Origin of the sequence: Streptomyces sp. RK62 (genome assembly GCF_018070255.1) — a bacterium.
GTDB lineage: Bacteria > Actinomycetota > Actinomycetes > Streptomycetales > Streptomycetaceae > Streptomyces > Streptomyces nigra.
The window spans coordinates 395,275-408,052 of the sequence record NZ_JAGPYD010000004.1; the positions used below are offsets into that span (position 1 = coordinate 395,275).

A 12,778-nucleotide genomic window follows, 5' to 3' on the forward strand; every position below is an offset into this window, starting at 1 on the left:
GGACGGCTTCTATCGACGGCTGGCCATCGGGACGGCCGGGCAGGTGGCCGCCATACCGCGCCCTCTCTCAGCAATCCACCGCCGATCCCGGTAGTGCACACAGCCGCAGGCCGAACTTCCCTTCAGACGAACGCACCCATCGGCTTCCGATCCCAACACCCCCTTCACAGAACACCTGTTCGACGTGAAGTATGGGGGCGATCGCGTGTCAGTTCGGCACGTCGCTCGTTAGGCAGCGCAGTCGAATCGCCGGGTGGGAAAGCGCTGATGACCAGCGGCCCACCCGCTACGGGAGGGGACCCATGGGCGATCGCAGCACAATCGAGTGGACCGAGGCGACCTGGAATCCCACCACAGGATGCGACCGGATCTCCCCAGGGTGTGACAACTGCTACGCCTTGACGTTATCCAGGCGCCTCAAGGCCATGGGCGTTGCCAAGTACCGGACTGACGGGGATCCCAGGACATCAGGCCCGGGCTTCGGCCTCACTCCTCACCCTGACGCACTGGCCATTCCCCGTCAGTGGAAGGCCCCACGGATGGTGTTCGTCAATTCCATGAGCGACCTCTTCCACGCCAAGGTCCCCTTGGGCTTCGTCCGGCAAGTCTTCCAGGTGATTGCCGAGACCCCCCAGCACACGTATCAGCTACTGACCAAAAGAGCCCGCAGGCTGCGACGAGTGGCCGGCGACCTCGACTGGCCCTCCAACCTGTGGATGGGGGTGTCCGTCGAAGATGCAGAGCACCTGGATCGTGTCGACGACCTTCGCCAAGTTCCCGCTGCCGTGCGCTTCCTGTCCTGTGAGCCTCTGCTCGGTCCGCTGACCGGTCTACAGCTGGAAGGCATCGGCTGGGTTATTGCCGGCGGGGAGTCCGGGCCCCACCATCGGCCCGTGAAGGAGGAGTGGCTGGTGGACATCCGCGACGTCTGCAACGACGCCGGAGTGCCATTCTTCTTCAAGCAATGGGGTGGTCGCAGCCCGAAGTCAGGGGGCCGCGAACTCGACGGAGCGACCTGGGACGAGATGCCGCCCCGACTGCCTGTCACAGCCAATTAACGGCCAAAGTCCAGCAGACGCCGTACGCACTCTGGTGGCATATGGCAACGGTGTGTGACCCTCTCCCCAGCGGGGCCGACGGGAGTAGGGGGAGCGATCGTGGCCGTACCGAAGGATGCCGTGTGGGAACGCGATCCGCACACGGCGGCCAAACACGACTTATTGAAGCGGTACTTGGAAGCCTGGGCGCCGATTCTGTTGTCACGGCTCGACGTGATCAGTTACGCCGAAGGCTTCGCGGGTGCCGGCGTCTACAAGCAGGGCGAGCCCGGCTCCCCGGTCATCGCTTACGAAGTCTTCGCCGAGGCACTGCAGAGGTTCCCGAAACGTATGCGCGTGATCCTCATGGAGGAGGACGCCCGGCGCGTCAAGGAGTTACAGCGCCAGATGGAGCTCGTCCGCTCCAAGCAAACGGGCGACATCACCAAACGAATAGCGGTCGACATACGTCACGGAGATTTCCACCCGGCCCTCCTGCAGAAGCTGCGGGGCATCGGCGCATTGGGGAAGCCTCTCTTTGTCCTACTGGACAGCTTCGGCGGACCCGACATCCCCTTCTCGCTCCTCCAGGAGCTGGGGCGCCATCCCAGCACTGAAGTGATGGTGACCTTCGAGCCCAGCTTCCTCACCCGGTTCGCCGAGAAGCACGACGGCCACCGCCAGCTCGGCGACGAAGCCTTCGGCAGCCAGGAGTGGCAAGGCGTCTTCCAGCAGTCTCCCTCAGGCAAGTTCACATTCCTGCGCGAGCAGTACCGGAACACGCTGCGCGAGGCAGGCTTCACGCACACGCTGTACTTCGAGATGGTCGACGAGGGCGGCAGGATGCTCTACCTGATCTTCGGCACCCAGCACGAACTGGGGCTGGAGAAGATGAAGGACGCCATGTGGAAGGTGGACCCTTCGTATGGCGTCCGCTACCGCGACCCCAGGGACACCCAACAGCAGATGCTTGATCTCGTATTCGAACCGGATACGGCTCCGCTGCGCCGGATCCTGCACGATTTCATCTCCGAAACGCCTGGCGGGCGAACCATCCCCGAGCTCAAGCGATACGCCCTCTTGGAAACCGTCTACCGACCCGCCCAAGTGATCGAGACCGTCCGGCAGCTGCGTGAGGCGGGCGCCGTGACGACGGAACCTCGTGCCATCAACGCCAAGACGCGAGTGAGCCTGGCGGCGACGCCGCCCACTACCCGTCCGTCAGCCGAGCAAGGCGCCCTCTGGTGAGAGGCCGCGAGGGCACATCCAGGGCACATGAGCCTGGGAAACGGCGTTGATCCGTGAGAACTACCGAGAGGAGTTTTCTCAGGTCAACGCACATTTCCCTGCGAAACCCCAGGTCAGCGCCCTCCCGTCACCAATCGTTCCACGAGTGGCAGGACTTCTCGCACCGCCTGCACGAGGCGGGGCACCAGCCGTACTGCCTGGTGTGGCCCTGAGCGGGTGCTGACACGGCGGGGCGAGGTCTTCGGACCTCGCCCTTTTCCTGTGCCGTACGGGTGCCCCGCGGGAGCCGTCCGCGTGACGCGTCACGCCCTCTACCGGACCGCCCCCGTCTCCCCCGGGCGCCCCGCCGTGAAGCCGATCGCCGTGCCGCCGCCCTCTCGGTGGAACGCGAACGGGGCGCCGCCGTGGGCGAGGGCCACCTCGCGGACGATCGACAGGCCCAGGCCCGAGCCCGGCAGGGACCGTGCGTCGGGGGCGCGGTAGAAGCGGTCGAAGACGCGGAGCAGGTCGTCGTCGGCGATGCCGGGGCCGCGGTCGAGGACCTCGACGCGGACCGTGCCGGGGCGGGCGGGCCCGGCGACGCCGATCTCGATGGGCGCGGTGCCGTCGCGGTCGAACTTCGCGGCGTTCTCCACGAGGTTGGTCAGGGCCCGCTGGAGCATCCCCGGTCGCCCGGTGAGGCTGGTGTCGCCGCAGGCGCGGACCACGATCCGCCGGCCGGTGCGCCGCCGGGCGAGCACGGCCACGTCCTCGGCGATCTCGGCGAGGTCCACCCGCTGGGCGGGCTCGGTGTCGGACTGCCCGGCGGCGAGGTCGACCAGCTCGTTGACCAGGTCGGTGAGTTCGCGGGCCTCCTGGCCCAGATCGGTGACCAGCTCCTCGCGGGCGCCGGGCGGCAGTTCGTCGATGCGGCGCAGCAGGGAGATGTTGGTGCGCAGGGAGGTGAGCGGGGTCCGCAGCTCGTGCCCCGCGTCCTGCACGAGCCGCCGCTGGTCCTCCTCCGACTGCGCGAGCCGGCCCAGCATGCGGTCGAAGGCGCGGCCCAGCCGGCCGACCTCGTCGTAGCCGGTGACCGGGACCTCGATGCCGAGCCGGCGCGTGCGGGCGACGTCCTCGGCCGCGGCGGTGAGGACGACGAGCCGCCGGGTGATGCGCCGGGCCAGCCACCAGCCGAACAGCCCGGCGAGGACGACGATGGCCGACATCAGCAGCAGCGTCCGCTGCTGGAGCGCCCGCAGCAGGTCCTCGGTGTCGCTGAACTCCTGGGCGATCTGCACGGCGCCCCGGCCGCCGCCGAGCGCGACGGTGGCGACGCGGTAGACGTCGTCGCCGACGTCGACGTCCCGGTGCTGGATCATCCGCCCGGCGGTCCGCTCGGCCGCGACCCGCCGGTCGGCGGCCTCGACCGGCAGCCCGGGGCTGCCGGGGTCGACGACCGCCCCGTCGGGCCCCAGCACCTGCACATCGGTGCGGGCGGGCCGGACCAGGTCGTGGCCGGGCGCGGAGGAGGAGAAGTCGTCCGGCGTCATCGGCCGCTGCCGCACCTCGCCCCGCAGGTCCTGCACGACCTCGTCGAACACGCTCTCCTGGTCCACCCGCACCAGACGGGCCGCCGCGGTGTAGGAGAGCAGGCCGACCAGCAGGGTGACGACGGCGGTGACGGCGGCGAAGGACACCGCGAAGGTGCCGCGCAGCGAGAGCAGTCCGGTGCGCCGGGGTCCGGTCAGCAGCCGGGCGAGCCGGCGGCGGACACGGCCGGCCACTCAGTCCTCCCGCAGCACATAGCCCACGCCGCGCACCGTGTGGATGAGCTGCGGGGCGCCGGGCGCGTCGAGCTTGCGGCGCAGATAGCCGACGTAGACGGCGAGGTTCTTGGAGCCGGGGCCGAAGTCGTAGCCCCAGATCTTGTCGTAGATGGTGGCGTGGTCGAGGACGATCCCGGCGTTGCGTACGAGCAGTTCCAGCAGCTCGAACTCGGTGCGGGTCAGCTCCAGCTCGCGTTCGCCGCGCCAGGCGCGCCGCGCCTGCGGGTCCATCCGCAGCCCGGCGGCCTCGATGAGCCGCCCGGAGGCGCCGGCGGGGGTCTGCCGGGGCGCGTCGGCGGAGGCCGGGGCGCCGTTGGTGTCGCCGGTGCGGCGCAGCAGGGCGCGCAGCCGGGCGAAGACCTCCTCGACGTCGAACGGCTTGACGACGTAGTCGTCGGCGCCCGCGTCCAGTCCGGCGATGCGGTCCTGGGTCTCCACGAGCGCCGTGAGCATGAGGATCGGGGTGTTGTCGCCCTCGGCGCGCAGCACCCGGCAGACCTGGAGGCCGTCGATGCCGGGCATCATCACGTCGAGGACGAGCACGTCCGGAGGGGTGCGGTGGGCCTGGGCGAGCGCCTCGACACCGTCGGCGACCGCGGTGACCCGGTAGCCCTCCAGGGTCAGGGCACGCTCCAGCGCGTTGCGGATGGCGCGGTCGTCTTCGGCGAGGAGCACAGTGTGGGCCACGCCTTCATAGTGCCAAGGCCCCGGGCGGTCGGGCTGTGAGGGGCCGCATACGCTCACCCTTCTTACTGGGATCTCACGCTCGCCCTTCCCTCTGTGATCTCACCGTCGCCGTCAGTTGGCGGACCCTTCCGTCATCGCCGCCAGCTGTTCGGCGAACGGCACCACCGTGAAGGCGTCCGGCGCGGGCCGCCGCGTCGCCGACAGCCCCCGCATCAGCGCGGCCAGCTCACCGGCCGCCCGTTCGATCCGTCCGTCCAGGCCCTCGGCGCCCCAGTCCTCGGAGGCGGCGTACACGCCGGTCGGGACGACGACGGCCCGCAGGTGGGCGAAGAGCGGGCGCAGCGCGTGGTCCAGGACGAGGGAGTGCCGGGCGGTGCCGCCGGTCGCGGCGATCAGCACCGGCATCCCGGTGAGCGCGTCCTTGTCGATGACGTCGAAGAACGACTTGAACAGCCCGCTGTACGACGCGGAGAACACCGGCGTGACGACGATCAGGCCGTCCGCCGAGGTCACCGCGTCGATCGCGGCGGCCAGCCGGCGCCCGGGGAAGCCGTTGGTCAGGTTCTGCGCGATCTCGACCGCGAGTTCGCGCAGCTCGACGACCTCGACGTCCACGTCCGCCTGGCGGCCGGTCGCGGCGGCCAGCCGGTCGGCGAGCAGCCGGGTGGAGGAGGGGACGCTCAGTCCCGCGGACACGACGACGAGCCTCATGCGACGGTCACCTCCTCGGCGTCCCGGCGGGCCAGCAGCGAGGCGTGGGTGGGGGCGTCCGGCACCCCGGCCGGGCGCCGGGCGGCGAACTCCTTGCGCAGCACCGGGACGACCTCCTCGCCGAGCAGGTCGAGCTGCTCCAGGACGGTCTTCAGCGGCAGCCCGGCGTGGTCCATCAGGAACAGCTGGCGCTGGTAGTCGCCGGCGTAGTCGCGGAAGGCGAGCGTCTTCTCGATCACCTGCTGCGGGGAGCCGACGGTCAGCGGCGTCTGCTCGGTGAAGTCCTCCAGCGAGGGCCCGTGGCCGTACACCGGCGCGTTGTCGAAGTACGGGCGGAACTCGCGGACGGCGTCCTGGGAGTTCTTCCGCATGAACACCTGCCCGCCGAGGCCGACGATCGCCTGCTCGGGGGTGCCGTGCCCGTAGTGCGCGTACCGGGTGCGGTACAGCTCGACCATCCGCTTGGTGTGGTCGGCGGGCCAGAAGATGTTGTTGTGGAAGAAGCCGTCGCCGTAGTACGCGGCCTGCTCGGCGATCTCCGGCGAGCGGATGGAGCCGTGCCAGACGAACGGCGGTACGCCGTCGAGCGGCCGGGGCGTGGAGGTGAAGCCCTGCAGCGGGGTGCGGAACTTGCCCTCCCAGTTCACGACGTCCTCGCGCCACAGGCGGTGCAGCAGGGCGTAGTTCTCGATGGCGAGGTTGATGCCCTGGCGGATGTCCTTGCCGAACCAGGGGTAGACCGGGCCGGTGTTGCCGCGGCCCATCATGAGGTCCATCCGGCCGTCGGCCAGGTGCTGGAGCATCGCGAAGTCCTCGGCGATCTTCACCGGGTCGTTCGTGGTGATGAGCGTGGTCGAGGTCGACAGGACGAGCCGCTCGGTGCGGGCCGCGATGTAGCCGAGCATGGTGGTCGGCGAGGACGGCACGAACGGCGGGTTGTGGTGCTCGCCGGTCGCGAAGACGTCCAGGCCGACCTCCTCCGCCTTCAGGGCGATGGCGACCATGGCCTTGATGCGGTCGCGCTCGGTCGGCGTGCGGCCGGTCGTGGGGTCCGGCGTGACGTCGCCGACGCTGAAGATCCCGAACTGCATGGTCGCTCACCCTCCAGGTTGTTTATGGTTCAACTATACCCGGAGAACGGTGACCCCCCGTGGGCTATTCCCAGCGCGGATCCCAGCGCGGATCCGGCGCGGATCTCAGCGCCGATCCCACCGCGGATCCCGGCCCGTCCGCGCGAGCAGCCGCTCGAACGCGGTCGCCCCCTCGGGCGCCGGCACGGGCTCCCCGAACGCCCCCATCGCCCGTGCCGTCGGCTCCAGCGTCTCCACCGCCCCCGCCAGCTCCGCCAGGACCGCCTCGTCGCACCCCGGGAACTCCTGGCCCGTCGCCCGCGCCAGATCCCACACATGCACGGTGAGGTCCAGCAGCACCATCGCGCCGACCAGCCGCGCGGGCATCCCCATCGCCCCCGTCGTCCCGTCCTCCACCCCCGGCGCCGACCACGCCGCCACCGCCCGGCGGGCCTCCTCCGCGAGCCGCTCCCGCCACGCGGGATCCGAGCCGACCAGATCCGGGGTCTCCCCGAAGTCGGCCCCCTCCCGCACGGCCAGCCGCTGGAACTGCACCACCACCTGGAAGAGATGGTTGACCAGCGCCTTCACGTCGTACTCGGCACACGGCGTCCGCGCGCCCAGCGCCCCGTCCTGCACACCCCGCACCACCGGCACCGCCCGCTCGCACGCCCGGTCCAGCAGCTCGCCGATGCCGTACGTCTCCACCTTGAATGCGTCCATGCCCCCGACCGTAGGGACACCGAGGGCGGCCCCTCTTGAACAAACGCGACAACAAAGCGCGACAACGAACGCGAAGGCGAATGCGACGACGAACGCGACGTACGATCCGGCCATGGAGGCACCCCGCCAGGACACCCGCGGGATCGTCGACCCGTCCGGGCTGCTCCGCCGCGTCCGGTTCCGGCGTCACGCGCCCGCCGAGCCGCTGCGCCGGTACGTCGAGTGGTACTGGCTGATCGACTGGGACCTGCCCGAGCCGTACGCCTCCCACATCGTCCCGCACCCGTCCGTCAATCTGACGTTCCAGTGGGACGAGGACGAGGGCGGCCCCTACGCGGAGCTCACCGGCGTCGCGCTCGGCCTCTACACCCGCAAGCTCACCGGCCGGGGCCGGGTCTGCGGGGTGAAGTTCCGGCCCGGCGGCTTCCGCCCCCACGCCCCCGACGCGCCGGTGTCCCACTGGACGGGCCGCGCCCTCGCCGCCACGGAGGTCTTCCCCGCCGCCACCGGCGACACCGCCCGCACGATCGTGAGTCCGGCCGGCGACGACGCCCGGGTGGCCGCCCTCGACGCCTTCCTCCTCGCCCTCCCCCACGCCGCGGACCCCCAGGCCGACCTCGCCGTCGACCTGGTCGCCCGGATCCGCGCCGACCGCACGATCCGCCGCGTCGCCGGCCTCGCGCGGGACGAGGGGCTGTCGGTGCGAGGCCTGCAACGCCTCTTCTCCGCGTACGTGGGCGTCAGCCCCAAGTGGTGCATCCTGCGGTACCGCATCCACGACGCCCTCGAACGCGCCGGCACCGACGTCGACTGGGCCACCCTCGCCCAGGAACTCGGCTACGCCGACCAGGCCCACCTGGTCCGCGACTTCACCTCGACGATCGGCGTGTCACCCACCGCCTACGCCCGCGCCGACAGCCGGTAGTGCCACGGGACCAGCACGAGCCGGCCGCGGACCACCAGGACTACGGAACGAGCACGAGCCGGCCGCGGACGCCGCCCTCGTCCAGCCGGGCGTGCGCCTTCGCCGTGTCGTCCAGGGCGTAGGTCTCGGCCACCCGGAGGGTCAGCGCGCCTTCGTCCACCAGCCGGACCAGCTCGGCCAGCCGCGCGCCGTCGGCGCTCACCTCGACCGCCCCGGTCCGCACCCCGCACACCGGCGCGGGCTCCGTGTGCGGGATGACGCCGAGGTAGGCGCCCCCGTCCCGCACCCACTCCAGCGCCGGTTCGCCCAGGACGGCGGCGTCCAGCACGGCGTCGAAGTTCCTGGCCCCGGGGTCGGCGGCCGTGAAACCGGCCGCCCCCAGCGACCGTACGAACTCCTCATCCGTCTCGCGGGCCAGTGCCGTGACGGCGATGCCCCGAAGCGCGGCGAGCTGGACGGCGTACCCGCCGACCGCCCCCGCGGCCCCCGTCACCAGCAGCGACCGTCCCGGGGCGAGTTCCAGCCGGTCCAGCGCCTGGGCGGCGGTCAGCGCGTTCAGCGGCAGTGCCGCCGCGTGCGCCACGTCCACGGTCACCGGCGCCGTCGCGGCGGCGGTCGCGTCCACCACCACGTACTCGGCGTGGGTGCCCAGGGGTTTGACCATCCCGTAGTCGAGCGCGACCACCGCGTCGCCCACACTCCACGAGGTGGCGACGCCCACCGCGTCCACCGTGCCGGCGACATCCCAGCCCAGTCCGATCCGCTTCCCCGCGCCTCCGAAGACTCCGGAGCGCACCCCCGCGTCCACCGGGTTCAGCGCGGCCGCCGCCACCTTGATCCGTATCTCCCTCGCACCGGGCTCCGGTACCGCGGTCTCCACGACCTCCACGACCTCCGGCCCACCGAACGAGTCCACCACGACAGCACGCACAGCGTTCTCCTCAGATTCGTCAGCGTCCACGGGGACGTTCTCCCGCCCCGCGCTCACAACCCTAAGAAGAGTTACTATCCAGCAGTAAGTAGTTACCTGAGAGTGCGTACATATCCCGGAGGTGAGTCATGGCGACCCGGACGGCGGCCCAGCGGCGCGAGCAGGCCCGCGTCGAGTACGACGCCTTCCTCAAGAGCTGTCCCACCAACCAGCTCCTGGACCGCATCAGCGACAAGTGGGTCAGCCTCGTCGTCTCCGCCCTCGCCCCCGGCCCGCTGCGCTACAGCGACCTGGGCCGCAAGATCGCCGGCGTCAGCCCCAAGATGCTCACCCAGACCCTGCGCTCACTCGAACGCGACGGCCTGCTCACCCGCACCGTCACCCCGTCCGTCCCGGTGCGCGTCGACTACGAGCTGACCGCGCTGGGGCAGAACCTCGCCCAGCTGCTGACGGCCGTGAAGCACTGGGCCGAGACCCACTTCGACGAGGTGCACCGGGCCCGTGAGCGCTACGACGCAGAGGGTCCCGAGACCCCGTAGCGTCTCAGCGGCATGCCAGGCTGAGGGCCATGCTCATCCTGCGTTCCGCCGCCCTCTTCGTCGTCGCCGCCCTGTTCGAGATCGGCGGCGCCTGGCTGGTCTGGCAGGGCGTGCGCGAAAACCGCGGCCTGCTGTGGATCGGCGCGGGCGTACTGGCCCTCGGCGCCTACGGCTTCGTCGCCACGCTCCAGCCCGACGCGAACTTCGGCCGCATCCTCGCCGCCTACGGCGGAGTCTTCGTGGCCGGATCGCTGGCCTGGGGGATGGTCGCGGACGGCTACCGCCCGGACCGGTGGGACGTCACGGGCGCGCTGGTCTGCCTCGCCGGCATGGCGATCATCATGTACGTGCCGCGGGGCAACTGATCCGCGGCACCGAGGGGGCTCAGGACGGCTCGTCCGGCAGCAGCCCCAGCTGCCCCAGGAACTCCATCTCGTCGAAGTAGAGCCGGTAGTCGACGATCCGCCCTTCGTCGTCGACCTTGGCGAAGTCCACGCCGCGGATCCTGATCTCCTTCTGGGTCGCGGGCAGCGTCTCGCCCGTCGCCAGCTGGATGGGCCCGGTGTTGTGGCCGTGGAAGACGCCCTCGTCGATCGCGGTGTCACCGACCTCGTAGGCGTGCACGGACTCGTAGGTGCCGTCGGGTACCGCCTGGCTCATCTGCCGCCAGTAGGCGGTGATGTCGTCACGGCCGTGCAGCTCCCCGCCGTCCGGTGTCACGGCGACCGCGTCCTTCGCGTAGACCTCGGCGATGGCGGCGGAGTCCGCGGTGGTGATCGCCGCGGTCAGCCGGTCCATGGCCTCACGTGCCTGTCCCATGATCCACCTCCTGCCCTGAGGATCACCGATCCCATTGTCCCACCGCACGGCCCGCCTATCCTGGCCGTGCAGCCCGTGAACCCGACCCCGCACCAGGAGCACCCATGCCGAGCGCCGCACCGTCCGCCGCCTCCCGCATCGCCGTCGTCACCGGTGCGAGCAGCGGAATCGGAGCCGCCACGGCACGACAACTGGCCGCCGCCGGCTACCGCGTGGTCCTCACCGCCCGCCGCAAGGACCGCATCGAGGCGCTGGCCGAGGAGATCACCGCGGCCGGCCACTCCGCCACCGCCTACCAGCTGGACGTCACGGACCGCGCGGCCGTGGACGAGTTCGCGACCGCGTTCCGCACGGTCGGCGTCCTCGTCAACAACGCGGGCGGAGCCCTCGGCGCCGACCCGGTGGCCACCGGCGACCCGGACGACTGGCGCACGATGTACGAGACGAACGTCATCGGCACCCTGAACCTCACGCAGGCGCTGCTGCCCAGGCTGGAGGCGAGCGGCGACGGCACCGTGGTGGTCGTCTCCTCCACCGCCGGCCACTCCACCTACGAGGGCGGCGCCGGGTACGTCGCGGCCAAGCACGGCGCGCACGTCCTGGCGGAGACCCTGCGCCTGGAGATCGTCGGCAGGCCGGTGCGGGTGATCGAGGTGGCCCCCGGCATGGTGCGGACCGAGGAGTTCGCGCTGACCCGCTTCGGCGGCGACGCCGAGAAGGCCGCGAAGGTCTACGAGGGCGTGGCCGAGCCGCTGACCGCCGAGGACGTCGCCGACACGATCACCTGGGCGGTCACCCGCCCGAGCCACGTGAACATCGACCTGCTGGTCGTCCGCCCCCGGGCCCAGGCGTCCAACACCAAGGTGCACAGGGAGGCCCGGTGAGCCCCGCGGGCAGGGACCCGCACAACGAACGCCAGATGTGGTGGTGGCTCGCCTACTTCCTCTTCGGCATCCACATCGTGGCGTTCGTCATGATCTACGCGGTGACCCACGCGCCCAAGTAGGCGGTGACCCACGCGCCGAAGCAGCCCGGGTGCGCGGCGGATCGGTCAGCCCTTGACGCAGACGACCTGCTTCAGCTTCGCGACGACCTGCACCAGGTCCCGCTGCTGGTCGATGACCTGCTCGATGGGCTTGTAGGCGCCCGGGATCTCGTCCACGACACCGGAGTCCTTCCGGCACTCCACGCCCCGTGTCTGCTCCTCCAGGTCCTTCGTCGAGAACCGCTTCTTCGCGGCCGTACGGCTCATGCGCCGACCGGCCCCGTGCGAGGCGGAGTTGAAGGACAGCGGGTTCCCGAGGCCCTTCACGATGTACGAGCCCGTCCCCATGGAGCCGGGGATGATGCCGTAGTCGCCGGAGCCGGCCCGGATCGCGCCCTTGCGGGTCACGAGCAGGTCCATGCCGTCGTAGCGCTCCTCGGCCACATAGTTGTGGTGGGCGCTGATCTCGGGCTCGAAGACCGGCTTGGCCTTCTTGAACTCCTTGCGGACGACGTCCTTGAACAGGGCCATCATGATCGTGCGGTTGTACTTGGCGTACTCCTGCGCCCAGAACAGGTCGTTGCGGTACGCCGCCATCTGCGGGGTGTCCGCGATGAAGACGGCTAGGTCGCGGTCGACCAGGCCCTGGTTGTGCGGGAGCTTCTGGGCGACGCCGATGTGGAACTCGGCGAGTTCCTTGCCGATGTTCCGCGAGCCGGAGTGCAGCATCAGCCACACGGCTCCCTCGGTGTCGGTGCACAGCTCGATGAAGTGGTTGCCCGACCCGAGCGTGCCCATCTGCTTGGTGGCCCGCTCCTCACGGAACTTCACCGCGTCCGCGATCCCGCCGAAACGGCCCCAGAAGGCGTCCCACCCGGCCGTGCCGAAGCCGTGCAGCCGCGCCGGGTCGACGGGGCTGTCGTGCATGCCCCGGCCCACCGGGATGGCCTGCTCGATCTTCGACCGCAGCCGCGACAGGTCCCCCGGCAGGTCGTTCGCCGTGAGGGACGTCTTGACCGCCGACATCCCGCAGCCGATGTCCACGCCCACCGCGGCGGGGCACACGGCCCCGTGCATCGCGATGACGGACCCGACCGTCGCGCCCTTGCCGTAGTGCACGTCCGGCATCACGGCGAGGCCCTTGATCCACGGCAGGGTCGCGACGTTCCGCAGCTGCTGGAGCGCGGACTCCTCGACCGTCGCCGGGTCGGTCCACATCCGGATGGGAACCTTCGCACCCGGCATCTCTACGTACGACATCTCTTCCCCAATCCCCCGGAAAACACATACAAGTCTGA

General features: G+C 70.7%; 15 protein-coding genes. 7 read left to right on the forward strand and 8 right to left on the reverse strand.

What is annotated here, in order from left to right; genetic code table 11:
- The first annotated feature begins 302 nt into the window (after positions 1–302).
- Together KBY32_RS10665 and KBY32_RS10670 are read left to right on the forward strand one after the other, a co-directional pair.
- Positions 303–1,058: a DUF5131 family protein gene (locus tag KBY32_RS10665; RefSeq protein WP_210979716.1), complete on the forward strand. Its 756-nt coding sequence runs from the start codon at positions 303–305 to the stop codon at positions 1,056–1,058.
- A 99-nt stretch (positions 1,059–1,157) separates the two neighbouring features.
- Complete coding sequence (locus KBY32_RS10670; RefSeq protein ID WP_210979717.1) at positions 1,158–2,285, forward strand: three-Cys-motif partner protein TcmP; 1,128 nt, start codon at positions 1,158–1,160, stop codon at positions 2,283–2,285.
- A gap of 311 nt (positions 2,286–2,596) precedes the next feature.
- Here the strand turns inward: KBY32_RS10670 and KBY32_RS10675 are convergent, their stop codons facing one another.
- From KBY32_RS10675 to KBY32_RS10695, 5 genes are all read right to left on the reverse strand, one after another.
- A complete protein-coding gene (locus KBY32_RS10675) occupies positions 2,597–4,048 on the reverse strand; it encodes a HAMP domain-containing sensor histidine kinase (protein ID WP_308293690.1) in 1,452 nt (483 codons plus the stop codon).
- Positions 4,049–4,777 carry a response regulator transcription factor gene (locus KBY32_RS10680; protein ID WP_210979718.1) on the reverse strand — a complete coding sequence of 243 codons (729 nt, stop codon included), beginning with the start codon at positions 4,775–4,777 and terminating at the stop codon, positions 4,049–4,051. It lies immediately after the preceding gene.
- A 111-nt stretch (positions 4,778–4,888) separates the two neighbouring features.
- The gene (locus KBY32_RS10685; protein WP_210979719.1) at positions 4,889–5,488 is read right to left on the reverse strand and encodes an FMN reductase; all 600 of its coding nucleotides are present in this window, start codon (positions 5,486–5,488) and stop codon (positions 4,889–4,891) included.
- The gene (locus KBY32_RS10690; RefSeq protein ID WP_055622671.1) at positions 5,485–6,579 is read right to left on the reverse strand and encodes an LLM class flavin-dependent oxidoreductase; all 1,095 of its coding nucleotides are present in this window, start codon (positions 6,577–6,579) and stop codon (positions 5,485–5,487) included. Before KBY32_RS10690 ends, KBY32_RS10685 begins: the two co-directional genes overlap by 4 nt.
- A gap of 105 nt (positions 6,580–6,684) precedes the next feature.
- A complete protein-coding gene (locus KBY32_RS10695; protein ID WP_210979720.1) occupies positions 6,685–7,281 on the reverse strand; it encodes a TIGR03086 family metal-binding protein in 597 nt (198 codons plus the stop codon).
- Positions 7,282–7,393: 112 nt separating this feature from the next.
- Between KBY32_RS10695 and KBY32_RS10700 the strand changes: the two genes are divergently transcribed.
- Positions 7,394–8,206, forward strand: coding sequence for a helix-turn-helix domain-containing protein (locus KBY32_RS10700; protein ID WP_210979721.1), 813 nt, complete (start codon positions 7,394–7,396; stop codon positions 8,204–8,206).
- 40 nt (positions 8,207–8,246) lie between these two features.
- Here the strand turns inward: KBY32_RS10700 and KBY32_RS10705 are convergent, their stop codons facing one another.
- Complete coding sequence (locus tag KBY32_RS10705) at positions 8,247–9,137, reverse strand: NADP-dependent oxidoreductase (protein ID WP_210979722.1); 891 nt, start codon at positions 9,135–9,137, stop codon at positions 8,247–8,249.
- A gap of 128 nt (positions 9,138–9,265) precedes the next feature.
- On the opposite strand from KBY32_RS10705, the gene KBY32_RS10710 reads away from it, so the two are divergent.
- Together KBY32_RS10710 and KBY32_RS10715 are read left to right on the forward strand one after the other, a co-directional pair.
- Positions 9,266–9,676 carry a helix-turn-helix domain-containing protein gene (locus KBY32_RS10710; protein WP_055622675.1) on the forward strand — a complete coding sequence of 137 codons (411 nt, stop codon included), beginning with the start codon at positions 9,266–9,268 and terminating at the stop codon, positions 9,674–9,676.
- Positions 9,677–9,705: 29 nt separating this feature from the next.
- Positions 9,706–10,041 (forward strand): YnfA family protein, encoded by a 336-nt coding sequence (locus KBY32_RS10715; protein ID WP_055622676.1) that lies wholly within the window; start codon positions 9,706–9,708, stop codon positions 10,039–10,041.
- Between the two features lie 19 nt (positions 10,042–10,060).
- On the opposite strand, the gene KBY32_RS10720 is transcribed toward KBY32_RS10715, so the two are convergent.
- Entirely contained in the window at positions 10,061–10,495 is a 435-nt protein-coding gene (locus KBY32_RS10720; protein ID WP_055622677.1) for an ester cyclase, read from the reverse strand.
- A 104-nt stretch (positions 10,496–10,599) separates the two neighbouring features.
- On the opposite strand from KBY32_RS10720, the gene KBY32_RS10725 reads away from it, so the two are divergent.
- Entirely contained in the window at positions 10,600–11,379 is a 780-nt protein-coding gene (locus tag KBY32_RS10725) for an SDR family NAD(P)-dependent oxidoreductase (RefSeq protein ID WP_210979723.1), read from the forward strand.
- Complete coding sequence (locus tag KBY32_RS35650; protein WP_282107984.1) at positions 11,376–11,501, forward strand: hypothetical protein; 126 nt, start codon at positions 11,376–11,378, stop codon at positions 11,499–11,501. Before KBY32_RS10725 ends, KBY32_RS35650 begins: the two co-directional genes overlap by 4 nt.
- 45 nt (positions 11,502–11,546) lie before the next feature.
- On the opposite strand, the gene KBY32_RS10730 is transcribed toward KBY32_RS35650, so the two are convergent.
- Positions 11,547–12,740 carry an RtcB family protein gene (locus KBY32_RS10730; protein ID WP_108708124.1) on the reverse strand — a complete coding sequence of 398 codons (1,194 nt, stop codon included), beginning with the start codon at positions 12,738–12,740 and terminating at the stop codon, positions 11,547–11,549.
- Positions 12,741–12,778 lie beyond the last annotated feature (38 nt).